The organism is Mucilaginibacter yixingensis, assembly GCF_041080815.1.
GTDB classification, from domain to species: domain Bacteria; phylum Bacteroidota; class Bacteroidia; order Sphingobacteriales; family Sphingobacteriaceae; genus Mucilaginibacter; species Mucilaginibacter yixingensis.
Genome location: NZ_CP160205.1, coordinates 2833587 through 2857242, shown reverse-complemented (window position 1 = coordinate 2857242; position 23656 = coordinate 2833587). Strand labels below are relative to the sequence as shown.

Below are 23656 nucleotides of genomic sequence, written 5' to 3'. Positions count from 1 at the left end.
TAGTTTCTCAATTAATGAGTTATCTGATTCAACTTCTTAAATGCATGGACCATAATTTATGACCCATGCACCCGGAGTCTTAATTCAAATACTCTAACACCTTTTGGCCCATAGCCGTGGTGCCTAAAATTTTTGCCTTGTCGGTATTAGCGTCGGCAATATCGCCGGTGCGGTAGCCTGCTTTCAGGGTTGCGTCTATCGCATCGGTAATCTTTTTAGCTTCATCTTTCAGGCCGAAGCTGATTTCCAGCATCAGGGCAACTGATAGGATAGAAGCAAGCGGGTTAGCCTTGTCCTGACCGGCAATATCATGCGCCGAACCATGGATTGGCTCAAAGAAACCAGTGCCGTCGCCTACAGAGGCTGATGCCAGCATACCCATAGAACCGGCAATCTGCGAAGCCTCGTCGGTCAGGATATCACCAAACAGGTTAGCGGTTAATACCACGTCAAATTTCTTTGGATTTTTAACCAACTGCATAGCAGCGTTGTCGATGAACATGTGTTCAGTCTCAACGTCAGGATATTGTGGTGCCAGCTCCTGTACCACTTCGCGCCATAGGCGTGATGCTTCCAGTACGTTGGCTTTGTCTACAGAACAAAGGCGTTTGCTACGTGCACGTGCAGCCTCGAATGCTTTGCGGGCAATACGCTCAACTTCATAACGGTGATAGATCATCAGGTCAGAAGCAGAATTGCCGTCTTCGCTGCGTTTTTTTTCACCGAAGTATACGTCGCCGGTTAGTTCACGGAAGAACAGGATATCGGTGCCGCGAAGTACCTCTGGTTTCAGGCTCGATGCATCCAACAATTCGTCAAACAGCATAATAGGGCGCAGGTTAGCATACAGGCCCAGCTCTTTGCGGATTTTTAACAAACCCTGCTCTGGACGAACTTTTGCCGATGGATCATTATCATATTTAATATGACCGATTGCGCCGAACAGGATAGCATCGCTGGCTTTGGCTTTTTCCAGAGTTTCATCAGGCAGCGGGCTACCGGTAGCCTCAATACCTGCGTGGCCCATTAAAGCCTCGTCAAATGTAAACTCATGACCGTATTGCTCACCGATTTTTACTAAAACGGCTTTGCCCCAAGAGGTCACTTCCTGACCGATCCCGTCGCCGGGTATAACTAATATGTGTTTTTTAATTCCCATTGTTTATTCTTCACGTCATGCCGAACTTGTTTCGGCATCTCATTTGCGATGTATTTGTTTGAATAGGTTGATCAATAGCCCTGTGCTATTGAGTGCCGAAACAAGTTCGGCATGACCCGGAGAGCGTATTATCGTGCCGTTTCGAATTCCTCGATCTTAGCTACGTTGCTCAGAATAAAATCAATATCATCATAGCCGTTAATTAAACAAGCTTTTTTGTATGGATTGATCTCGAAAGCTTCCTGCTCGCCTGTTGCTACAATTTTGATGATCTGCTGCTCCAGGTCAACTTCTACCTGTGCGTGCGCGTCAGCATCAACAGCTTTGAATATTTTTTGCAGAAAATCTTCGCTTACTTGTACCGGTAACAGGCCGTTGTTCAGGGCGTTACCTTTAAAAATATCAGCAAAGAAGCTGCTTACTACCACGTCAAAACCGTAATCAACAATAGCCCAGGCAGCGTGCTCACGGCTACTGCCACAACCAAAGTTTTTGGCAGCTACCAGAATTTTACCGCTGTAAACAGGGTGGTTGAGTACGAAATCGGCCTTAGGCTGATCGTTCTCATCAAAACGCCAGTCGCGGAACAGGTTGTTGCCAAAACCTTCGCGGGTAGTGGCTTTCAGGAAACGCGCCGGAATGATCTGGTCGGTATCGATGTTCTCGATAGGCAAGGGCACTACCGATGAAGTTATATGTTTGAATGTCTTTGTTGCCATTTTTATATCTCCTATTCGTCATTGCGAGGAACGAAGCAATCTCTGCGAAGGACTATCGGATTTGCATATCCGCTTTGCAGTGTAGAGATTGCTTCGTGCCTCGCAATGACGTGTTGGTTAAATGTTTTATGCTAACTCACCCTTCTCAAGGTAAACCCTGATATCAGTTACCTTGCCGGTGATGGCTGAAGCCGCAGCGGTAAGCGGGCTGGCCAGGAAGGTACGGGAGTTAGGGCCCTGACGGCCTTCAAAGTTTCTGTTAGAGGTTGATACGCAGTATTTACCAGCTGGAATCTTGTCTTCGTTCATACCCAAGCAAGCGCTGCAACCTGGTTCGCGCAGTGGGAAGCCTGCTGCTTCAAACACCTTGTCCAGACCTTCGGCAATAGCTTGCTGCTGTACTTGTTTTGAACCCGGAACAACCCAAACGGTTACGTTATCGGCTTTGTGTTTGCCTTTAACAAATTCGGCTACCTCGCGTAAATCTTCAATACGAGAGTTGGTGCAGCTGCCAATAAACACATAGTCGATAGGGTGGCCCAAAAGTGGCTCGTTATCGTGCAGGCCCATATAATTAAGGGCTTTAGTGTATGATGGCTGCTCTGCTTTCTCAATATCGTTGGTTGCAGGAACGTTCTGTGTAACGCCGATGCCCATACCCGGGTTAGTACCGTAGGTAATCATCGGTTCAATATCTTCAGCTTTGAAGTTCAGCACAGCATCAAACTCTGCATCTTCATCGCTATAAAGAGTTTCCCAGTAAGCTACGGCTTTGTCCCACTCTTCACCTTTTGGCGCAAACTGACGGCCTTTTACGTAGTTGATAGTAGTTTCATCAGGAGCGATGAGACCGCAACGGGCACCCATTTCAATGCTCATGTTGCAGATAGTCATACGGGCTTCCATGCTCAGTGAGCGGATGGTATCGCCTGCATATTCTACCGCGTAGCCGGTACCGCCGGCTGCAGATATTTTAGAGATGATATACAGAATGATGTCTTTTGCGCCAACACCTTTCTGCAGTTCACCGTTAACTTCAATTTTCATACGCTTAGGGCGCGACTGCAGCAAACACTGCGTTGCCAGCACCTGCTCTACCTGAGAGGTACCAATACCGAAAGCAATAGCGCCAAATGCGCCGTGGGTTGATGTATGGCTATCGCCACACACATAAGTGCAACCTGGACGGGTAACGCCCAACTCCGGACCAATTACGTGCACAATACCCTGGAACGGGTGGCCCAAACCGTATAGTTCAATGCCAAACTCAGCACAGTTTTTGGTCAGCATATCTACCTGGTAACGCGAAAGCTCTTCTTTGATAGGAAGGTGCTGGTCCCAGGTAGGCACGTTATGATCTGCTGTTGCTACAGTTTGTTTTGGCCTGAAAACAGGCAATCCACGCTTACGCAATCCGTCAAAAGCCTGCGGGCTGGTAACCTCGTGGATAAAGTGAGTGTCAATGTACAATATGTCCGGGAATCCCTCCTTGCTGCTGACGACGTGCGCATCCCAGATTTTGTCAAATAATGTCTGTCCCATTTGTTTGATTGTGTGTCTTTTTGCCTCACCCCAACCCCTCTCCAGGGGAGAGGGGCTTTGAGTAAGGATAAATTTATTAAAGCCGTCGGCTTTTTGAAGTCCTCTCCTTTGGAGAGGATTTAGGTGAGGCTATTACGCTTCTACAACCTGGTTTTCAGGACGCAGGCTGCGAACGGTTTTACCTGCTTGCCACATTTCGCTTTCGCGCAGTTCACGCAGTTCTTCGTTCAGTTTCTCGCGGTAATCTGGCTGGCTGTTCAGGTCGATAGAACGCTGAGACTCTTGACCGGTAGCAACGCTTTTGTACAGATCTTCGAAAACTGGTTTAGTAGCGTCACGGAATTTTTTCCACCAGTCTAACGCACCGCGCTGAGCAGTGGTAGAACAGTTAGCATACATCCAGTCCATACCGTTTTCTGCAACCAGTGGCATTAATGACTGAGTTAATTCTTCTACAGTTTCGTTGAAAGCCTCAGAAGGTGAGTGGCCATTGCTACGTAATACTTCGTACTGAGCAGCAAATACGCCCTGGATACAACCCATCAGGGTACCACGCTCGCCAGTTAAGTCGCTGAATACTTCTTTTTTGAAGTCAGTTTCAAACAGGTAACCGCTACCTACAGCGATACCTAAAGCAATAACGCGGTCTTTAGCTTTACCGGTAGCATCCTGGAAGATAGCGAAGCTTGAGTTCAAGCCACGGCCTTGCAGGAACATACGGCGCAGTGAAGTACCAGAACCTTTAGGAGCAACCAGGAACACGTCAACATCAGCAGGAGGAACGATGCCAGTCTGCTCGTTGAAAGTGATACCAAAGCCGTGAGAGAAATACAGGGCTTTACCTGGAGTTAAGTGTTTTTTAACGGTTGGCCACAGTTCAATCTGTGCGGCGTCGCTCAACAGGTAGCAAATGATAGTACCACGCTCTAAAGCTTCTTCAATTTCAAAAAGGGTCTCACCCGGTACAAAACCATCAGCGATAGCTTTATCCCAAGTTTTAGAGTTTTTACGCTGACCAACGATTACGTTGATGCCATTGTCTTTTTGATTAAGAGCCTGGCCCGGGCCTTGTACACCATAACCGATTACGGCGATAGTTTCATTTGCCAGAACTTCCTGTGCTTTTGCTAACGGGAACTCGTCGCGGGTTACTACGTTTTCTTCGGTACCGCCGAAATTTAATTTTGCCATTGTTTTAAATTTAAATTACACCGATGGGTTTTTGATTGCACCGGTGCTTTTATGTTGATTTAATGTTTACTTTTTAGATGATCTTTAATGTTCGATCTTTAACTCACATGCTGAACACTTTCTGTCCCTGATTAAGAAACTCGTTCTCAATCACGTCTTCGCCTGGTTCAAGGCGTTCAAACTCACGTAGTTTGCGGTTGAAACCTTCGCTATCTTTAATAATAGCCACACGTGCCGACCGAACAAACTCGATCAGACCATATTGTTGCAATACTTTTGTTAAGTTATCGGTTTCTTCGCGGTGACCAGTGGTTTCAAATATCGTATAATCTTTGCGAATTACCACTACACGGGCGCCGTTTTCGCGCAGTAGGCGCTCAACGCTGGCTTTCTCGGCAATTACATCGGTTGGCACTTTATAAAGTGCCAGCTCCTGCCAGATAACGTCTTCATTAGTATGATAGTATACTTTTAATACTTCTACCTGTTTTTCAATCTGGCGGCAAAGTTTACGTACCACATCCTCGTGCTCGGTAATCACAATATTGAAGCGGTGAATGCTGTCAATTTCAGACGGCGAAGTATTCAGGCTATCGATATTGATCTTACGACGGGTAAAGATGATGGCAATACGGTTCAGCAAACCAATTTGGTTTTCAGTGTAAACCGTGATGTTATATTCCTGTTTAATGTCTTGCGTGCTCATTTTTTGTCATTTTAAGCCTCCCTTTTCGGGTAGGGTTGAAGGAGTTTGACTTATTTTAACCTGATCTCGCTTACGCTGCAACCTTGAGGTACCATCGGGAATACGTTGTTCTCTTTGGTAACCATCACTTCCAGCAGGTAAGAGCCTTTGTGATCCAGCATTTCTTTCAGGGAATCTTTCAGTATAGAACGTTCTGAAACAGTTTTGCCTTCAACGCCATAGGCTGATGCCAGACGAACAAAATCAGGGCTTTGGATATCCACGAAAGAGTAACGACGATCGTTAAACAGTTCCTGCCACTGGCGAACCATACCCAGGAAACGGTTGTTGAGGATCAGGATCTTGATATCTACACCGCTTTGCATTACGGTACCTAGTTCCTGTAAAGTCATCTGGAAGCCGCCGTCGCCGATGATAGCTACTACAGCGCGATCCTGTGCACCAAATTTAGCGCCGATTGCGGCAGGCAGTGCGAAGCCCATGGTACCCAAACCACCGCTGGTTACGTTGCTGCGGGTTTTGTTGAACTTGGCGTAACGACAGCCTACCATTTGGTGCTGGCCTACGTCGGTTACAATTATAGCTTCACCACCGCTCAGTTCGTTCAGATATTTTACTACCTCGCCCATGGTCAACTCTTCTGTTGTTGGGTTCAGTTCGTTATGAATAACGGCTTCAACTTCCTGGCGGGTATAATCGTTAAATTTAGCTACCCAGGCAGTATGCTCTTTCTGCTCAACCAATTCAGTAAGCAGGGGTAGAGTCTCTTTACAATCGCCCCAAACAGGTACGGTTGTTTTTACGTTTTTGTCAATCTCTGCCGGATCAATATCCAGGTGAATTACCTGTGCCTGTTTAGCATATTTATCCAGGCGACCGGTTACACGGTCGTCAAAACGCATGCCGATGGCAATCAGTACGTCACACTCGTTAGTCAGTACGTTAGGGCCGTAGTTACCGTGCATCCCCAGCATACCTACGTTTAACGGGTGATCTGTAGGAATGGCGCCTGCACCTAACACTGTCCATGCAGCAGGGATACCGCTTTTTTCTACAAATGCTTTAAATTCAGCCTCAGCCTCGCCTAAAATTACACCCTGACCAAACAGGATGAATGGTTTCTCGGCCTTATTGATCAATTCTGCCGCCTGAGCAATATACTGTGGGCGAACAATTGGTTTAGGACGATAGCTGCGGATGTGGTTACAAGGTGTATAGCCAGCGAAATCAAATTTCTGGATCTGCGCGTTCTTGGTGATATCAATCAACACCGGACCCGGGCGACCGCTTCTGGCAATGTAAAATGCTTTGGCAATTACTTCAGGAATTTCGCGTGCATCAGTTACCTGGTAGTTCCATTTGGTTACCGGGGTAGTAATGTTAATTACGTCTGTCTCCTGAAATGCATCGGTACCCAGCAGGTGAGCAAATACCTGACCTGTAATACATACCAGCGGAGTGCTGTCAATCTGCGCATCGGCCAAACCGGTTACCAGGTTGGTAGCGCCCGGGCCGCTGGTAGCAAATACTACACCCACTTTACCAGATGTACGTGCATAACCCTGACCGGCATGAATGCCGCCTTGCTCATGACGCACCAGTACGTGGTTTAGTTTCTCATTATAATCATACAAGGCATCGTAGATGGGCATAATAGCACCACCCGGATAACCGAAGATGGTATCTGTACCCTCTGCAATAAGAGACTCTAATAAAGCTACCGAGCCAGAAACTTCTACAGTTTCTTTAGGTGCCGAGTCTGCCGTTTTTGGAGCGGTTTGTGTTGCTTCCATAATTTTTTTATTTTCTCTGGATTAAAATCCTGTAAATCCTAAAAATTCGTTAAATCCTGGTTTGTTAAAACTCATCCGTTACACAGCCGTCTGCAGCTGAGCTTACGGTTTTGGCATATTTATAAAGCAGGCCTTTGGTTACGCGCAATGCCGGTTGTTTCCAGGCTGCTTTACGGGCGGCAATCTCTTCGTCGCTCACTTTCAGTACCATGGTGCGGGTAATGGCGTCAATCTCAATGATGTCATTGTCCTTAACAATACCGATGGTGCCGCCTTCAAATGCCTCTGGGGTGATGTGGCCTACCACAAAACCGTGGGTACCGCCGCTAAAACGGCCGTCGGTGATCAGCGCTACCGATGCACCCAAACCTGCCCCAAAAATGGCCGATGTTGGTTTCAGCATCTCCGGCATACCCGGTGCGCCTTTCGGACCCACGTTGCGGATCACTACCACATCACCGGCTTTGACTCGGCCGCTCTGGATGCCATTAATCAGTTCAAACTCACCGTCAAATACACGGGCAGGGCCTACAAAGCGCTCTCCTTCTTTACCGGTGATTTTGGCCACGCTACCGCCTTCGGCAAGGTTTCCATATAAAATATGCAGGTGACCGGTAGCTTTAACCGGTTTTTCTACAGGCATAATAATTTTTTGTGCGTCAAAGTCTGGCGCTGGTACGTCGGCCAGGTTTTCTGCAAGGGTTTTACCGGTAACGGTTAAACAAGTGCCATCAATTAAACCAACGTTTAACAGGTATTTCATTACCGCTGGTACACCGCCAACTTTGTGCAGGTCTTCCATCAGGTATTTACCGCTTGGTTTCATATCCACCAATACCGGGATGCGGTTACTTACAGACTGAACGTCGTCTTGAGTCAGTTTTACGCCAACAGCTTTAGCCATGGCAATTAAATGCAGCACTGCGTTGGTTGAGCCGCCCAGTACCATAATGGTAACAATAGCGTTCTCAAATGCCGCGCGGGTCATAATGTCGCTTGGCTTAATATCTTTTTCCAGTAATACTTTAATGGCTTTACCGGCAGCAATACATTCTTGTTTTTTCTCTTCGCTCAAAGCAGGGTTTGATGATGAGTAAGGTAAGCTCATACCCATCGCCTCGATAGCCGAAGCCATAGTGTTAGCGGTATAAATACCACCACAGGCGCCCGCGCTTGGACAAGCGTTTTTAACCACGCCGATGAAATCCTCATCGCTGATGGTGCCGGCTAATTTTTTACCTAATGCTTCAAACGCCGATACAATGTTCAGATCCTCACCTTTCCAGTGACCAGGTTTAATGGTACCACCGTAAACCATGATAGACGGACGGTTTAAACGACCCATAGCAATTAACGAGCCTGGCATGTTTTTATCGCAACCTGGCAGGGTGATGATACCATCATAATACTGAGCACCGGCAACGGCCTCAATAGAATCAGCAATAACATCACGGCTCACCAGCGAGTAACGCATACCTTCAGTACCGTTGCTCATACCGTCGCTCACGCCAATGGTATGGAAAATCAGGCCCACCAAATCGTTTTCCCAAGTACTGTCTTTCACAATCTTAGCCAGATCATTCAGGTGCATGTTACAGGTGTTGCCATCATAACCCATGCTGGCAATGCCCACCTGTGCTTTCTTCATATCGTCATCGGTTAAACCAATTCCGTAAAGCATAGCCTGTGCAGCTGGTTGCGTAGGGTCTTGAGTAAGCGTTCTGCTGTACTTGTTTAATACGGTGTTTTCAGCGGTTTCTGTCTGAGCCATTTGTTATCTTTTTATCGTTACTCTTTTGTTAAAAATAAACCGGCAGACCGGTGCGGTCTTTCAGGGTATAACACTTTTAACAGGCTGAGTTAGGTTTGTTATAAATTTAATAACTGTAAGATAGGTAGATGCCTTTTTTTAGTCAATAGCGGAAATGTGAAATTTAAATTTGAAATTAAATTTCGTTTTATTTTAATTAATGGAATTATATTCTTGTTTTTTATTATATTTAAGAATAATTATTGCACGTATCTATACCAAAGTTCAAAATGGTCTACGGTTTAGTTTTTATGCGTGCATAATAAAGGGTCAAAAAAACGTCGTAAATGTTGGCTTCTGGTAAAAAAGTTGATCGTTTAAGTAGATATTTTCAGGTTGATTTTATGCAGCTAAGTGGCATGATTATTTGGCATTATAAAAAGGTTATGTTGGCGCAATGTCTCACTTTTTTATAACGTTAAATTCGGCCTTTTAGTAGAATTATATTGATGGCGCCATTTATCATCAAATCAGGAGGGCGTATTTTAGTTTGATGCTTTTATATTGGCTTTTATCTGCTCAAAAGTAACAGGATTAACCAGCTGGCCATTTTCAAATACGATGTGCAGTTGATCTGGCAGATTATCTGGCTCGTTTTGATTGATGGTTTTGAATGTTCCATTTGTTTTTACCAGTTTAAGCCTGCCACCTTTGCTTTTTTTGAAGCTGCCGCTGATGTTGCCCTGCGCATCCATTTCTGTAGGACGCTTTTCTACATTCACTTCCTGCCCGTTAATGATGGCGCTGCTACATTTTAATGCAAACTTTTGTGTGTCTCTATCTACCTTTTGCAGGAGCGCACCGCCCATGCCCAGTACCAGGTTCTCTGCGCTAATGCCATGGTCTTTCAAGGCGTTATAAATGGTGATGATTTCTTTATAGTTCACACCATCGCCCTGAATAACCCTTATTTGTGGAGGCAGCACCTTGTAGCCTTTGCTGTTTACGGTGTAGCCAAACTTATCAAACAATATTTCAAAGATGCGCAATAGGGTCATCACCGGGTCGCCACTATCAGGGCGGATCACTAACGTTCCCTGGCGGTTTAGTATTTCGTCGCGCAGTTCGGTGCCCCAATACTCTTCGCAAGCACGGAAGATGTTGTAGCTGTCAGACACGCAAGCTACCACACCAGTAGGGAAGCTACGCAGTACGTGTTTAAAAACTTCCAATTCGCCTTCTTCGCCCAGCAGGGTGCAAATGCTGTGCTCTGTGGCTGGGATGCTTTGTCCGTAAACCTTCTCGGCCGCATAGTATTTAATAGCCATGCCAGATCCTGCCAGTGTATCGCTACCACTAAAGTTAAGCAGATGTGCCGCTCCACCCAATTTGGCGCTCTCTACGCTGCTTACACCACGGAAACCGAAATCATTCAGTACAAAATCAATGCCTGCCTCGGCGCCTTCGGTGGCAGTTTCATTGTAGAACCGGGTTACTGTTTTGCGCACCTCATGACTTAGCGTAGCTACAGTGCAGGGGTACCAAACCTGCATTAACAGGGTTTCCAGGAAGTTGGTGAGCCAGTAGCACTCCGGGTCGGTGTTTTCAATGGTCATGAGTACGTTGCTGGTAGGCACAACGGTTCCTTCGGGCACAGCTTTTATCCTTACGGGCAAGCGGCCATCGTATTTATCTAAGATGTACTGGAATTTAGAACGATCGAATACGTCATCGCGACCGAATACTTGTTTTAAAAATACATCAGCCTCATCCAGGTCAACCTGTGTAAAAGCCTGGCCCTGCAGGTATTCTTTTAAAAAGTATTGCAACCCGAAGAAAACAGTTTCATCAAACCAACCACCACGACTCTCCAGGTAACTATAAATATTGGTAGTGCCCGGAATATAAAATTTATGGTGAGCATATTTGTAGGCATCTGCCAGCAAAATCAGGTTCTCGCGTTTCATAGCTATTCGTTTTTAAGGTATTTAGATAAGATAAAGTCAAATAATTCGTGGTGCTCGTCGCTTAACAGGCAGGCAACTTTCATTTGTGGCAAATCTGTAAGCTTAAACCAGTTCAGGTCGATGATGTCATCCTTGGCCGATGGCTCTCCCTGTATAAAATCACAGCTAAAGAGCAGGGTGATGATCTTGTCGGCCTCGTTGCGGTATCGCCAGTCGTTAATCTTGCGCGATGTCTCGTATGTCATTTCGCCAACTTCAATATCGCCACATTCTTCCACCAACTCACGCAGGGCGGCGCTTTCATAATCTGGATCTTCCGGATCAGCAAAACCGCCAATAAACCGCCACTTGTTGTTGGTTGCCTTTTTGCCTAACAGCAATTCTGTGCGGTTATTACGAAAAGCGGCCACGTCTACAGTAGGGTAAACTTTGGTGTATTGGTTATAGTAGGCGTAGAGAATACCGGCACGAAAATCATTTGAATCAAATACCTTATCGGCATACTGCCGGCGCAGTTCTGTAGCATTATAATCGCCATGCTCAGGCAGTTCCACTGTTTCAAAGCGGCCAGCATAGTAGGGGATAAAGCTATCTCTGCTGCCGTACAGGCAGAATTGTTCTGTCGGGAATACGCTTTTCAGGAGGTTATCCAGACTTTCAGACCAAATGCGGTCGCTAGGATGATCACTTATCGGTAGCACAATAATATCAGGGTAGTCTTTCTTGATCATCTTTTCGCGGGTGTAGTAATCGTAGGGGTTTTTGCGGCTGCCCATTATCGGACTAACACCCAGCAGGATGATGAGTTTGGTATGGTTGGCGGCTACCTGTCTGATTAACTCGCGGTGTCCATCGTGCAGGTACGGTGTCTGGAAGCGGGCGATGATAACTCCTGTTTTCATAATTTATATTTGCGTAATTATAACGCAAATATAAATATGCGTTTTTAATACACAAATTATTTTTTAAAGTTTTCTATGCTAAATAAAATGGGGTAGAAGTTTAAGCGCTAGATTTCAAAAGCGATACCGTCTTTCTGTAACTGAAAATACTTGGCCTGATTAAACCGGAATAAATTGCCTGGGCGACCGGCACCATCAAGCATTTGTTTCTCTGTGGTTTCTTCAAGGAAGCCAAACTTCATGATCTTCTTTTTAAAGTTGCGGCGATCAATAGGGCGGTCAAGAACGGCCATATACAGCTTTTCCAGTTCAGAGAAGGGGAATTTTTCTTCCAGCAGTTCAAAGCCAACCGGTTGATAAAGCATTTTGCTTTTTAAACGGTTACGGGCGACATTGATGATCTGGGTATGATCAAACGCCAGTTTGGGTAGATTTTTGATATTGAACCAGGCTACATCGCTGGCGTCGGTGTCGGCCTTTAGCTCAAAGGCATCTGGTTTAACCAGGCCGTAGTAAGTAATTGATACTACACGGTTACGCGGATCACGGTTTGGAGCGCCAAAGCTGTAAAGCTGTTCAAGATAATTGATGTTGACGCCGGTTTCTTCGGTCAGTTCGCGCTGAACGGCTTCTTCAAGCGATTCGGCATCGCCTACCAAACCACCGGGGAGAGCCCATGCATTTTTGTAAGGATCAATATTACGCTTGATAAGCAATACCGATAGCCCTTCTTTAGATGTATAACCAAAAACAACCGCATCAACGGCAACTTTTATGTTTTGCAAAGCCGGCATGTTACAAAGGTATTAATATGCTTTATGCGCGCAAGAAGCATTTACAATAGACCGTTTAGCGTGTTACCCACCAACAAAAAAGGCGTGAAACTTTATGCTCCACGCCCTTACTCAATTATATGAAAAACAATTATGGTGCTACTTCCAGTCTGACTACATCATAAACCAGGCCGCTCATTACACCACCCGCCGGTACGGTAAGTACGATGGTGTTTTGACCAGGTTTGAGTAAAGATGCGTCAAATTTGAAATCGCGCTCTACCCAGGTGCCTTCAATGCCATCGCGGTTGGGATTGGCTCCGCCGCCGCCAACGTTATCAAACGGACCAACGTCTTTGCCGTTTACCGAAATACCCAATGAGCGGGCGCCAGAACCGCTAATGCCGAAGCGCAACGTGGCCTGTCCGCTGGTTGGGGTACCTTTTGGTACGGTAAAGTTGATAGTCCATGGTGTGGCCCGACCTTGATCGCGCCCATCTGGTTTAAAGTCCGTATCATGCGGTACGTGATAGATATACCAGTCTTTAGCGGGATCTGATTTACCTACGGTGAAGTTTACATCGTTAGGGAAAAGTTTGGCATACTCAATATACATGCCCCAGTGCCAGTGATCATCACCTTTAAAGAACTCTTTGGCCGAACGGTTTGGCGTACCGATCTGGAAGATCTGCTGACCGTAATGCACCGGTTTCCATTCAATAGTACCCAGATCCATTTTCTGGCCAGGAGTGATGGTGATTTTAGCCGTTGCGTCATAAGCGCCCAATACACCATCTGCAATAGCGTGCAGTTGGTAAGTACCCGGGCGTACATTAGGGATGGTAAATGAACCATCTTCTGAACCATTTACCCAAAACTCATAATGCTTGGCATCATTTTGCCAGTTAATAGCCTGCGGCGGGAAATTAAATGCTCTTGCACCACCACCCTGACGAGGGGCCACATAAGTGCCGCGATTGGCGCGTTTGCCGTTAGGCAGCGTACGTGAATGATCTTGTGCAGAATCAGTTACAGGTTTCTGTTCCGGCGTTTGCGCTACCTGTGTTGGAGGTGTAACTGTTGTAACCGAGGCTACTGCTGGCGCCTGCCTGAACTGGCGTGGCGGGCGGGCTACTTCCGGTTCATCAGGGTAAGAAAGACCAACCAACAGGTTAGGTAACTTAGTCGTCGGTGCTTGCGGATCAACCAGTTTTAATTTGCCTGTTACAGTGGCGCGTTCTGTGGTAGGGGTATAGTCAACACCCTTTACCCAATTGTATGGCCAGCGGCCTTGCTCGGCTTTTGCTTGTTTCCTGGCATCGGTAAATAACGCTTTTGGGTCGTTACCAGTAGGTACGTAGATGAAAATTGGGCCTACAACTTTGGTCCAGGCTTCTTTATCGGCAAAATTGAGAATACTGCTGCCGTAGTGGGTTCCGCGCCAGTAATCAAGCAGAGTGGGGTCGCCGCCATCGCCGTCATCCAGGTGACCGGTTAGTTCAAAGTGCAGCGGACCGCTTGACAGGTATTCAAAAGATGGGTTGATGACATACAAACCCACTTTCTCTTTGGTTGACGACCAGCCGAAAGCCGGAATCTTAAACTGATCTGCAGAGTAATCATATTTATGCTCGGCACGGCCTTTGTAAATGCCGGTAGTTAAGCGGCGCGCTTCTTTCATGTTCAGATCTTCGGCTGCATCCCAATCTTTGCCGGTAGGCATCAGGGCGTTGCGCTGCTCGTCAATAGAAAGCCAGTCAAACACCAGGCCCGATAATTTAAAGCCAAAGCGCGATTCGCCGACTGAACCCGCTGGATAGGTGTCCTGGTGGGTGTAAATAGCGTAAGTATAGAAACCTTTGGCGCCGCGCTCCAGCGTGTATCGGATCTCCAGGTCGGCAATCAGGCCGCCGCCTTGTCCGGCTGCGGTAGGATTGGCGCCCAGGATAGATTTACCGTCAGCGTAACCTTTAACGGATACTTCGGCACGTTCGCCGTTGTTTTTGCTGGGATCGATGGTAATGGCGGTCACTTCACGTGCGGCCAGGGCAGGGCTTTGTTCCCAGTACCCGGCGTGGTGACCGGATACATAGCCCATTAGCTCTACATTAGGTGTAGTACTTTTTGATGTTTTAACCGAAGTGACATCGCCCGAACGTTTATTTACTTTAACAGTCAGGTAGCCGTTGGTCATGGTAAATGAGATAGCATCCTCGGTCACGGTTACCGGCGGCGCAGCAGCGGCGGCAGACTTATGCCCATCGCCCGGACGCATCACAGTGAACGACGACAGAGCCGCGGCAGCTACCATCAGCATAGCTTTGTAGAATTTTTGCATAAAGAGGTGTTAAGTTTGGTTTAAAGCTTTGCGGCCGGGCCGTATAAAGCATTAATTGGTTTTCTGAAAACTAATATAGCGCAGTGTATGCGGCCCGGCATCCTGTAGTGTGCGGGTTATATGTTATTGTTACAAAAGGGAAGTCGTACCCTCGATTTTAAATAAGCCTGAACCATTTTAAAAGCGATCTGTTGCTTTTACATGAGTACTGATATTGCCAAGCGTTTTCCACAGAACCCATTATTGTCGCCCAAAGACCTGCCGCCTAGTCAAGATGGGTTGCGCATAGCCTGTTTGCTTAATCCGGGCGCTTTTAGGTTTGATGGCAAGATCTGGCTGCTGGTGCGGGTAGCAGAGCGGCCTGAACAGAACGAGATCCATGTATCGTTCCCCATCCTTACCGAGCTGGGCGAAACCCAGATTATGGAAATCCCCCTTAATGATGCCGATCTGATTGCTACCGACGCCCGTGTGGTGCGCTATAAAGGTATAGACTACCTCACCACGCTCTCGCACCTGCGCCTACTTTGTAGTGATGATGGCGTGAAGTTTTACGAGCCTGAAGGTTATGCTAAACTATTCGGGCTGGGTGCCCTACAGACTTTTGGGATTGAAGATTGCCGTGTTACGAAGATTGATGACACTTTCTATCTCACCTTTACCGCTGTATCAGAAAGTGGCGTAGGTGTGAGTATGAAGATGACCAAAGACTGGAAAACCTTTGAATCTGGCGGAATGATATTGCCGCCGCACAATAAAGACTGTGCCATTTTTGAGGAAAAGATAAACGGTAAGTTCTATGCCCTGCATCGCCCAAGTAGTGTTGATCTGGGGGGCAACTATATCTGGCTGGCCGAATCGCCGGATGGTTTGCACTGGGGTAATCATAAATGTATAGCTAAAACTCGGCCAGGCAACTGGGATAGCGGCCGGGTAGGTGCCGGGGCATCGCCTATTAAAACGGGCAAGGGCTGGCTGGAGATTTATCACGGCGCTACCAAAGAACATCGCTACTGTTTAGGCGCGTTACTGCTTGATCTGAATGATCCCTCAAAAGTACTGGCCCGCGCGCATGACCCTATCATGATCCCAACAGAGGAGTATGAAACCAGCGGATTCTTCGGTCATGTAGTATTTACCAATGGTCATGTACTGGAAGACGATGGCGATACCATTACTATGTACTACGGTGCTGCCGATGAGTTTGTATGCGGCGCGAAGCTTTCTATTAAGGAGATTTTTGCGGCGTTAGGGGTGTAATTATAAAAATGTCATCCCGACCGTAGGGAGGGATGACAACTATTCTTTTATGGATTTAGATTTTACTCCTTTACTCCACAGGCGGAGGCAGCTTTTCCTCCTCGTCAGGTTTTAGCTCCGATTGGGTGAAATTCCTTTTAAAATCTTTTTCGTCTTTGCGGTTACGCCAAATGAGGAAGAGGATAAGTACCACGGCTACCGCGCCTATGATGGCAACTATTGAGTAGTTCATAGCTTTTGCTTTGATTACTCATTTACAACAAAAAACAGGGTCATTTGTGCTCTGTTTTCGAGGTTTTAAGCGATTTAACAAAAAGATAACGCTTGTATCAACCTTCGGGCTTAAAAACCCTCAAAATCGCGTGTTTTTCAAGTTTTGTTAACAACAGGCTAACTTTCTGGCAAACACCTCGGGTTTATATTAGCTCTCATTATAAACATCACTTATAAATAATTTAAATTATGGAGACTACAGCTAACGCAATCAACTGGTTTGAGATACCGGTAAGCGACATTGAGCGCGCACGCGAGTTTTACGAAGGTATTTTTGATATGGACATGGTGCCCATGGAAGAAATGATGGGCATGGAAATGATGGGTTTCCCCATTGCCATGGAGTCGGGCAAAGTTGGTGGCGCAATTGTTCGCAGCGATTTTCATGAGCCGTCAGAACAAGGCGCAATATTGTATCTTAACGCTAATCCAAACCTGAAACTGATTGTAGACCGTGTTGAAGATTTTGGCGGTGAAGTATTGATGCCACCGACCGAAATATCACCAGAGATTGGTTTTATGGCCTTTGTAATGGATACCGAAGGCAATAAGATTGGTTTGCACGCACAGAATTAATGCCCTGCAGAGGTGATTAGTGATTTATTAAGATTAGTTTCTCTTCGTCATTGCGAGGAACGAAGCAATCTCTGTACATGCAAATCCGGCTTGCTAATCAGAATGTCCTATGCAGAGATTGCTTCGTTCCTCGCAATGACGTAAATGGGGGGCATTAAAAGCAAAAGAGGCTGATTGGATATCCAATCAGCCTCTTTTGTTTTTTGTAAATTTAGGTCTACAAGTTCTCGCCTGCCGGGCCGCCATCTTTGTTAGAACTGCTGATGTGTTCATCATCAGTCTGGGCGTTAGGTTTGCTGCTGTCGCTAGTGTTGCGTGGCGAGTCGTTTTTACGTTGGTTGTTTTGTTGCTGGCCTTTATTTAGCGGTTTATCAACCAGGTTGGTGTTATTTCCGTTTTTGGGCCTGTTTTCTGGCTTATTCATCTTCTTAGAATTTTAGCGGTAGGATCATGATCTCTTCTTCGGCACTTTTGCGCCTTCATTACGGGCTTCAGACAAACCAATGGCTATAGCCTGTTTTTTAGAAGTTACCTTTTTACCCGATCCGCTTTTTAACGTTCCTTCTTTCATCTCGTGCATGGTTTTCTCAACCTTATGCGCTGCTTTTTCTGAATATTTTGCCATTCCAATTAATTTAGTTTAACAAATAAACCTCAATAAGCTTAGGCATGTACATGTACGTTATCTGGCGTAAGTATCACCCGCTCGCGTTCGTTTGATACACCGTTGGCGCGACTATCGCCATTTACGTAAAGTTTTTCATTATCACTGATGATGCTGTTGCCTTCTACCTCAAATTCACCTTTAACCCTGATCAATACATCCGGATGTTGAGAGTGAAATTCGTTCAGCACGTGGCTTGACAGGCCAGCCCATTCGTGTTGATCCATTTGATACACATCAAATATGGGCTCAGTGTGGCCCTCGTGGTATATCTTGATTCGGTTGGGCGCTATCATAACCCGGATATCGCCCGTGGTGTCCACCTTGTTACGGTCAATAGTTAGCAAGCCGCCATTGTGCGGCAATGAAATTTTTGCTTCTATCACCAATTCCTGATTTCGTTCTGGATGATAAAACGAATAGATCTTTAAAAAATCGATCTTGTGATTGTCATCAGCATAGGTGACAGTGTTACCTGCAGTGAGGTATAAGTTAGTCCCGAAAATGAATGCGTGTTTCATAATGTTGCTGTTTGGTTATATGATTAAGTACAGATCAACGCGTTTTGTTTTTGCAAAAGCCTAAAGCTGAAAGGAAAAAGTAAAAAGCCACCTGTATTGATGTAAATAACAGATTTACAAAGAGCTTTAGCTTTGTGCTTTCACCTTTTAGCTTGCGAATCCATCAACTCTTTTAAATTTTTAAATGTGTTAAAAGGGCCTCGCACTGCCATCATATTGACCAGCCAGGCAGGAAGCGAGCCACCGGGATCTACACTAAAAATGTATTCTATTTTGATTCTGTTGTTATTAACCGTGCTGACATTCCATAGGCCTAAAGAGTAGGGGACCCTAACCAATTTTGGTTTTTCTGGCAGAATGTTGTTTACCCCCATGGCGTGTACGTGCAGGTTCTTGTCATCATTATCGCGTTTTAAGACCAGTTGCACCGTCAGATCACGGTCGCTGGCTGGCCAGGGCAGGTGGACAGACGAGTAATAGTAAATGGTATCTGCACTCTTGCGATTAATCAGGTGCGAGTCCATGGTGCCATACACCCAATCTTTATGATGGTTCACATTTTGCAATATGCCGTATAGTTGCTTTACGCTGCCGTTTATCTCGCATACAACCCTAATCTCTTTAAATTTTTCGTTCTCCAGCTTACGGGTATATACAGAAATACCATCTTCATTTTTCTTTAACTCCCAGTTGTCCTGGGCCGTGCAAATAGCCGGTAATAGCAACAAAATAAGCGCTAATAGTTTCATATTGGTATGTTTTTAATTAAAGGTAATGAAGGTAGAACGTTTGTTGGGGTGATATAGTTGGCTGATATTGAAGGTTATCTTCAAAAAACTAAATTCTAATAGAGAATACTTTTGCTATTTTTAAGTTATGCTTTAAAAATTAATTTTATCAAATCTTATTTAACCCGACTTTAAACATGGTGAGCACCCCTGGCAAAAGCATGATTACAGCACCTGAGCAATTGCAACAGGTTTATGCGCATTGCCCGGTACCGGTGCTAATGGTCAATCATACCGCTACCATTGTTTGGGCCAACCAGGCAGCTGGTGCGTTGTCAAACCAATTGGTGGTTGAGTTAGTTGGTGCTGATTTTTTTCGCATCTATCATGATCCCTCGGTTGCTGCCGATAGCCGTAATTACCTGTTGCGCGGCGAAGAATTGCGTGGCGCCGATTTTGAAGGCATAACCGCCAACGGTCAGCAAATTTTTGTGCTGGCTGATTCCATGATTTTTACCGATGCCGTAGGTTCGCGGTATACGCTGTTGTTTTTAAAAGATATCAGTGCGCGCAAGAAGCAAGAACACCTTTTGGGCTACCTCGATGTAGCCGCACGCGAACTTGCCCGTGTACGCGATACCAAAAGTGCCATAGATAAGATTTCGCAGCTGATTGTGCCGCATTTTGCGGGATGGTTTACCATTGATGTGTTGAAGGATGAGCAACTGGAGCAATTAATATTAGCTTATGATGATCCTGAAAAAAAACAATGGGCCGAAAAATATCGTGAAGCTTTCCCGGTACAGATAGACAGTGAGCGGGGTATAGCCAAGGTATTGCGCTCAGGAAAGTCGTCCCTGATACAACGCGTAACGCCGGAGATATTAGAAGATGTGGTGCGGGAGCAGGACAGATTAGAAATGATAGTGCAGATGGGATTGCAGTCAATCATTACTGTGCCCATGTTTAGTAAAGATACCATTATCGGAGCTATCAAGTTTATTTCTACCACACCGGGCAAATATTATGACGAAACAGATTTGCAGTTTGCGCAAAACCTGGCCCACCATATTGGCCTTGCGCTGGAGAACGCGCAGCTAAATGAAGAAGCCCAGTATGAGCTTGCACGCCGTAAACAAGTTGAAGATAAATTAAAGATTACGCAGACCCAGTTAAAGTCGGCGCTATCATCGGGTCTGGTAGGTACCTGGATTTTGGACATGGAGACCAACAGGCTATATCCTGATGAGAACCTTTCGCGCATGTTCGATATTCCCTATTCGCCCGATGGTTGTGACAGGGACGTGTTGGGCCGTATGGTGCACCCCGATGATGTTACACTGATAGACCGGCGCAGAGAAGAAGCCGCGGCGCTGGGGCAAGTTTATGAAACCGAATATCGCGCCATCATTAACGGTCAGACGCGCTGGTTTTTTGCCCGCGGCAGTGTTGAAACAGATACTCAAGATGGTTCACCGTTATTTACTGGTGTACTGGTAGATATCACACAAAGAAAAGAAGCTCAGCAAGCATTAAAGGAAATAGAAGAGCGCTATAGCGTGGCATTCCAAAATGCCAGTGTAGGCATACTGCTTTCTGATATGGATGGCAAACTGATGCGTGCTAACCAGGCCTTTACCCGCATAACCGGGTACACTGAAGCAGATTTGCTGGGCAAAGATTTTAGATCTATTACCCATCAGGATGACATTGAGAAAAATTCAGAGCTGTACCAAAAGCTTTTTGTCGGGGAAATTGACGATTTTGTATTTGAAAAACGATACTATCACCACGATGGACATATCATTTGGGTACGTAATAGTACCTCTATTGTGCGCGATGAGCGTGAAGCGCCTACGTATACCATTTCTATTACAGAAGATATTACCGCGCACAAAAAAGCCCTCAATGAGCTAAAGGCCAGCGAAGAGCTGTTTCGTTTCCTGACTGATGCTATTCAGCATAAAATGTGGACGTCTGCGCCCGATGGTAAGGCTACTTATTATAACAAGGGCTGGTATGATTATACCGGTACCAGTAGTTTTGCCGAATTGCATAGTAGAGTATGGGATGTTATTCATCCGGATGACCGTCCGATGGCTACCATGATGTGGCCGAAGGCGATAGAAGAAGGGAGGGAGTCTGTATTTGAACATCGTCTTCGCCGTGTTGATGGTCAGTACCGCTGGCATCTCTCGCGTTTCTCGCCGCATAAGGACGAGGCGGGTAATATTACCGTTTGGGTAGGTACCTGTACAGATATCCATGAGCAGAAAGCCATACAAGAAGCGTTGATGATGAGTGAGGCACATTTTAAAGCAGTTACGCAGCTTAACTCGTTGCCTATCTGGCAGGTAAATGCCAGTTGTGAAACTGTTTTTGTAAATGATACCTGGCGTACCTTTACCGGTGTTACCACCGATCATATTAATGAAGCTGACTGGACCGGCAATATTCACCCGGACGATCGGGAAGAAGCCGTACAGCAGTTTAACACACTTTTTGAGGCCCGCCAGCCGGTGCACCTGAAATATCGCTTTAAACACGCCCCGACAGGTGAATATCGTTGGATGCTGGATAATGCCCAACCGGTGTTTAATCCGGCATTTTACGGCTATATCGGTACCATGACAGATATTCAGGAGCAGGAGCAGGCTACGCAGGCCATACAGCAGTTAATGGGTAAGAAAGATGAATTTATTAGCATTGCCAGCCATGAACTGAAAACCCCGCTCACCACCATTAAAGTTTTCTTCCAATTGATGCAGCGTGAAATGACGGGCGAACATCGCCTGGCTGCACTATCGCACAAGGCAGACCGGCAATTGCAACGCCTGGAGCGCTTGATAGAAGAACTGCTGGATGTATCGCGTATTAACGCCGGTAAAATGACTTACCAGAAAGAGGACTTCAATATCGCGGAAGCCTTGGCTGATGCGATTGAAAGTGTACAAGAAATCTCGCCGCGCCACCAATTGACGCTGGAAACGCTGGGAGGGATGACCTGCCACGGAGATCGTTACCGCATTGAACAGGTGCTGGTAAATCTGCTGAGTAATGCTGTCAAATACTCGCCCGATGGTGGTCCGGTCAAAATTACCTATTGCCGAGAAGCAGACCGCCTGAAAATTGCTATTCAGGATTATGGTATCGGTATAGCGCCAGAACACATGGAGGGTCTTTTTAATCGCTTTTATCGCGTAGATCAGCAATCTCACCGTTTCCAGGGATTAGGTCTGGGCCTCTTTATTTCAGATGAGATTGTGCGCCGCCACGGTAGTCAGATATGCGTAGAAAGCAAACCCAATGAAGGATCAGTTTTCTCATTCACCCTTCCCTTAGTTAATTAATGCTTTGCTTTATTTTGATGATTTAAATAGTTTGTATTTTAATTACTTAACTATTTTTAAAGTTACCGATCTTAAGATCAAAAAATGCTTTTCGGTAGCTGCTTTTACCGGTGTTTTCTCGTACGAAACTACATGCATACGATGATTTCTGTGGACTATCCGCTGTAGGATATGCTGCCGGGCAATAATCAGTCTACAAGAAAAGTATAGTGCTGTAAGTACAGAAAAGAAAAGCAGAAAATCTAAGATAGCTTCGCTTATTAATGGTCTTTGTAAGAAGCGTTCAGTAAATGCAGTTAGCAGCGTATTCATATCCCCTCCCTTGTTTTTGGTTTAAGCAATAATTAGGTTGTTTAATAAAAGGCAAATTTGTTGCCAAGTGCCAAAAGCGCATCTATGCGCATTAGTTGGAGGTTTTGAGGATGTTATATAGGTAAGCTTTTCTACAAAAAGGGGAGTTGTGGAACATCCTCTGTGGATAAATTTTCTTTATAAGATAACTTAAGTCTGTTTCTTGTTTATCAGTCAATAACGCCATGTAATCCCCTTTATTTAAATGAAGTAATTTATTATATAGATTATGTATCTATTTGACTTATAATGTTTGTTTCATTTAAGTTAAGAGGAAAAATTACGCTAAACCCCAACTTAGCCAGCCCAATATCCTTCTTCATTTCCATAAAAAACTAAAACCATGTCTAAAACCGTCTGTTAGGAAAGTTTAGGAGGAGGTTTTATGAAACACGCAGAAGAGCAAATACCGCAGCAATTGCTGGGTGGGCAAACAGATTTTTCGTACAGCCTTTCATTTGCCACTACAGATGAAGCCCACACCCGTTTTCTTAAAGCAGCCGAGCGGATGGTTGATGTAAGCAACTGGCATTTGTATGCCGGCGCCGGCTCATCGTTTTTTAAACTAACTAATAACCTGGGCGAAGAAATTGGCGGCTGGGCCGAAGAAGGTTTGTACTTCTATATTGATTTGGCAGGTACCCGCGGTCCGGATGCAGGCCATGGGTTGGAATGGGTGCGCGTAGAACGGATTGAGGCCGATGGCAATCAGCATACCAACGAAGAGTTTATTGCGATGACCGTTCGCCCGGTGCCCGACCCACGTACTGATGATGCTGCCGTTGCTCACTTTTTCAGCGATGCTTCTACCAATACATTTATTGTATCCCGGTTCGGTTTCAAAGTGAGTTGCGAGCAACACGGCCGGAACGAAACAGCTAATAATGATGGGGTAGATCTGCACGATAAAATGCGTAATACAGCTATTGCACTTTCGGCCCGGTTAGGTTTGTCGGGCGTGCAATGGCAAAAGTTGGTAGAGGGAGTTTTAGAAGGTGTAAAGGTGGATCGGTAAGCAGCCGCAACAAGGCTGATCAATTGCAAAAAAGTGTTAAATAAAATGGGCTTTTCTTCGTTGCTCTGCATAAATAAC

General features: G+C 45.8%; 20 protein-coding genes. 4 read left to right on the top strand and 16 right to left on the bottom strand.

The window, feature by feature from the left end; translation table 11 throughout:
• Window positions 1–79: 79 nt before the first annotated feature.
• The 11 genes from leuB to ABZR88_RS11555 all read right to left on the bottom strand — a co-directional run bounded on the left by leuB (window position 80) and on the right by ABZR88_RS11555 (window position 14840).
• Window positions 80–1153 (bottom strand): 3-isopropylmalate dehydrogenase, encoded by a 1074-nt coding sequence (gene leuB, locus ABZR88_RS11605; RefSeq protein ID WP_107830644.1) that lies wholly within the window; start codon window positions 1151–1153, stop codon window positions 80–82.
• A gap of 134 nt (window positions 1154–1287) precedes the next feature.
• Entirely contained in the window at window positions 1288–1878 is a 591-nt protein-coding gene (gene leuD, locus ABZR88_RS11600; protein WP_107830419.1) for a 3-isopropylmalate dehydratase small subunit, read from the bottom strand.
• Window positions 1879–2004: 126 nt separating this feature from the next.
• Window positions 2005–3420, bottom strand: a complete 1416-nt coding sequence (gene leuC, locus ABZR88_RS11595) for a 3-isopropylmalate dehydratase large subunit (RefSeq protein ID WP_107830417.1) — start codon at window positions 3418–3420, stop codon at window positions 2005–2007.
• A 132-nt stretch (window positions 3421–3552) separates the two neighbouring features.
• Window positions 3553–4611: a ketol-acid reductoisomerase gene (ilvC, locus tag ABZR88_RS11590; protein ID WP_107830414.1), complete on the bottom strand. Its 1059-nt coding sequence runs from the start codon at window positions 4609–4611 to the stop codon at window positions 3553–3555.
• A 103-nt stretch (window positions 4612–4714) separates the two neighbouring features.
• Complete coding sequence (gene ilvN / locus ABZR88_RS11585) at window positions 4715–5317, bottom strand: acetolactate synthase small subunit (RefSeq protein ID WP_107830412.1); 603 nt, start codon at window positions 5315–5317, stop codon at window positions 4715–4717.
• Window positions 5318–5367: 50 nt separating this feature from the next.
• On the bottom strand, window positions 5368–7110 hold the full coding sequence (gene ilvB / locus ABZR88_RS11580; RefSeq protein WP_107830410.1) for a biosynthetic-type acetolactate synthase large subunit: 1743 nt from the start codon (window positions 7108–7110) through the stop codon (window positions 5368–5370).
• Between the two features lie 64 nt (window positions 7111–7174).
• A complete protein-coding gene (ilvD, locus tag ABZR88_RS11575; RefSeq protein WP_107830408.1) occupies window positions 7175–8881 on the bottom strand; it encodes a dihydroxy-acid dehydratase in 1707 nt (568 codons plus the stop codon).
• Between the two features lie 524 nt (window positions 8882–9405).
• The gene (locus ABZR88_RS11570) at window positions 9406–10827 is read right to left on the bottom strand and encodes a nicotinate phosphoribosyltransferase (RefSeq protein WP_107830406.1); all 1422 of its coding nucleotides are present in this window, start codon (window positions 10825–10827) and stop codon (window positions 9406–9408) included.
• Between the two features lie 2 nt (window positions 10828–10829).
• The gene (locus ABZR88_RS11565) at window positions 10830–11729 is read right to left on the bottom strand and encodes an NUDIX domain-containing protein (protein ID WP_107830404.1); all 900 of its coding nucleotides are present in this window, start codon (window positions 11727–11729) and stop codon (window positions 10830–10832) included.
• A gap of 107 nt (window positions 11730–11836) precedes the next feature.
• Window positions 11837–12523 (bottom strand): NUDIX domain-containing protein, encoded by a 687-nt coding sequence (locus ABZR88_RS11560; RefSeq protein WP_107830402.1) that lies wholly within the window; start codon window positions 12521–12523, stop codon window positions 11837–11839.
• Between the two features lie 130 nt (window positions 12524–12653).
• Window positions 12654–14840 (bottom strand): polysaccharide lyase family protein, encoded by a 2187-nt coding sequence (locus ABZR88_RS11555; RefSeq protein ID WP_211309855.1) that lies wholly within the window; start codon window positions 14838–14840, stop codon window positions 12654–12656.
• Between the two features lie 201 nt (window positions 14841–15041).
• Between ABZR88_RS11555 and ABZR88_RS11550 the strand changes: the two genes are divergently transcribed.
• Window positions 15042–16100 carry a glycoside hydrolase family 130 protein gene (locus ABZR88_RS11550; RefSeq protein WP_107830400.1) on the top strand — a complete coding sequence of 353 codons (1059 nt, stop codon included), beginning with the start codon at window positions 15042–15044 and terminating at the stop codon, window positions 16098–16100.
• A gap of 70 nt (window positions 16101–16170) precedes the next feature.
• On the opposite strand, the gene ABZR88_RS11545 is transcribed toward ABZR88_RS11550, so the two are convergent.
• Window positions 16171–16332 carry a hypothetical protein gene (locus tag ABZR88_RS11545; protein WP_170113663.1) on the bottom strand — a complete coding sequence of 54 codons (162 nt, stop codon included), beginning with the start codon at window positions 16330–16332 and terminating at the stop codon, window positions 16171–16173.
• Window positions 16333–16562: 230 nt separating this feature from the next.
• On the opposite strand from ABZR88_RS11545, the gene ABZR88_RS11540 reads away from it, so the two are divergent.
• The gene (locus tag ABZR88_RS11540) at window positions 16563–16949 is read left to right on the top strand and encodes a VOC family protein (RefSeq protein ID WP_107830398.1); all 387 of its coding nucleotides are present in this window, start codon (window positions 16563–16565) and stop codon (window positions 16947–16949) included.
• Window positions 16950–17166: 217 nt separating this feature from the next.
• Here the strand turns inward: ABZR88_RS11540 and ABZR88_RS11535 are convergent, their stop codons facing one another.
• The 4 genes from ABZR88_RS11535 to ABZR88_RS11520 form a co-directional block, all read right to left on the bottom strand.
• The gene (locus tag ABZR88_RS11535; protein ID WP_107830396.1) at window positions 17167–17373 is read right to left on the bottom strand and encodes a hypothetical protein; all 207 of its coding nucleotides are present in this window, start codon (window positions 17371–17373) and stop codon (window positions 17167–17169) included.
• A 24-nt stretch (window positions 17374–17397) separates the two neighbouring features.
• Complete coding sequence (locus tag ABZR88_RS11530; RefSeq protein ID WP_170113662.1) at window positions 17398–17574, bottom strand: DUF6496 domain-containing protein; 177 nt, start codon at window positions 17572–17574, stop codon at window positions 17398–17400.
• A gap of 38 nt (window positions 17575–17612) precedes the next feature.
• On the bottom strand, window positions 17613–18134 hold the full coding sequence (locus ABZR88_RS11525; RefSeq protein WP_107830394.1) for a hypothetical protein: 522 nt from the start codon (window positions 18132–18134) through the stop codon (window positions 17613–17615).
• 140 nt (window positions 18135–18274) lie between these two features.
• Window positions 18275–18883 (bottom strand): START domain-containing protein, encoded by a 609-nt coding sequence (locus ABZR88_RS11520; RefSeq protein ID WP_107830392.1) that lies wholly within the window; start codon window positions 18881–18883, stop codon window positions 18275–18277.
• A 176-nt stretch (window positions 18884–19059) separates the two neighbouring features.
• Between ABZR88_RS11520 and ABZR88_RS11515 the strand changes: the two genes are divergently transcribed.
• Complete coding sequence (locus ABZR88_RS11515; protein ID WP_107830390.1) at window positions 19060–22212, top strand: PAS domain S-box protein; 3153 nt, start codon at window positions 19060–19062, stop codon at window positions 22210–22212.
• 736 nt (window positions 22213–22948) lie between these two features.
• A complete protein-coding gene (locus ABZR88_RS11510) occupies window positions 22949–23578 on the top strand; it encodes a hypothetical protein (RefSeq protein WP_107830388.1) in 630 nt (209 codons plus the stop codon).
• Window positions 23579–23656 lie beyond the last annotated feature (78 nt).

Bases quoted from the DNA above. Each gene is read 5' to 3' on its own strand.
- leuD (WP_107830419.1), bottom strand. From the start codon at position 1,878: ATGGCAACAAAGACATTCAAACATATAACTTCATCGGTAGTGCCCTTG.
- leuC (WP_107830417.1), bottom strand. From the start codon at position 3,420: ATGGGACAGACATTATTTGACAAAATCTGGGATGCGCACGTCGTCAGC.
- ilvC (WP_107830414.1), bottom strand. From the start codon at position 4,611: ATGGCAAAATTAAATTTCGGCGGTACCGAAGAAAACGTAGTAACCCGC.
- ilvN (WP_107830412.1), bottom strand. From the start codon at position 5,317: ATGAGCACGCAAGACATTAAACAGGAATATAACATCACGGTTTACACT.
- ilvB (WP_107830410.1), bottom strand. From the start codon at position 7,110: ATGGAAGCAACACAAACCGCTCCAAAAACGGCAGACTCGGCACCTAAA.
- ilvD (WP_107830408.1), bottom strand. From the start codon at position 8,881: ATGGCTCAGACAGAAACCGCTGAAAACACCGTATTAAACAAGTACAGC.
- ABZR88_RS11570 (WP_107830406.1), bottom strand. From the start codon at position 10,827: ATGAAACGCGAGAACCTGATTTTGCTGGCAGATGCCTACAAATATGCT.
- ABZR88_RS11565 (WP_107830404.1), bottom strand. From the start codon at position 11,729: ATGAAAACAGGAGTTATCATCGCCCGCTTCCAGACACCGTACCTGCAC.
- ABZR88_RS11560 (WP_107830402.1), bottom strand. From the start codon at position 12,523: ATGCCGGCTTTGCAAAACATAAAAGTTGCCGTTGATGCGGTTGTTTTT.
- ABZR88_RS11555 (WP_211309855.1), bottom strand. From the start codon at position 14,840: ATGCAAAAATTCTACAAAGCTATGCTGATGGTAGCTGCCGCGGCTCTG.
- ABZR88_RS11550 (WP_107830400.1), top strand. From the start codon at position 15,042: ATGAGTACTGATATTGCCAAGCGTTTTCCACAGAACCCATTATTGTCG.
- ABZR88_RS11545 (WP_170113663.1), bottom strand. From the start codon at position 16,332: ATGAACTACTCAATAGTTGCCATCATAGGCGCGGTAGCCGTGGTACTT.
- ABZR88_RS11540 (WP_107830398.1), top strand. From the start codon at position 16,563: ATGGAGACTACAGCTAACGCAATCAACTGGTTTGAGATACCGGTAAGC.
- ABZR88_RS11535 (WP_107830396.1), bottom strand. From the start codon at position 17,373: ATGAATAAGCCAGAAAACAGGCCCAAAAACGGAAATAACACCAACCTG.
- ABZR88_RS11530 (WP_170113662.1), bottom strand. From the start codon at position 17,574: ATGGCAAAATATTCAGAAAAAGCAGCGCATAAGGTTGAGAAAACCATG.
- ABZR88_RS11525 (WP_107830394.1), bottom strand. From the start codon at position 18,134: ATGAAACACGCATTCATTTTCGGGACTAACTTATACCTCACTGCAGGT.
- ABZR88_RS11520 (WP_107830392.1), bottom strand. From the start codon at position 18,883: ATGAAACTATTAGCGCTTATTTTGTTGCTATTACCGGCTATTTGCACG.
- ABZR88_RS11515 (WP_107830390.1), top strand. From the start codon at position 19,060: ATGGTGAGCACCCCTGGCAAAAGCATGATTACAGCACCTGAGCAATTG.
- ABZR88_RS11510 (WP_107830388.1), top strand. From the start codon at position 22,949: ATGAAACACGCAGAAGAGCAAATACCGCAGCAATTGCTGGGTGGGCAA.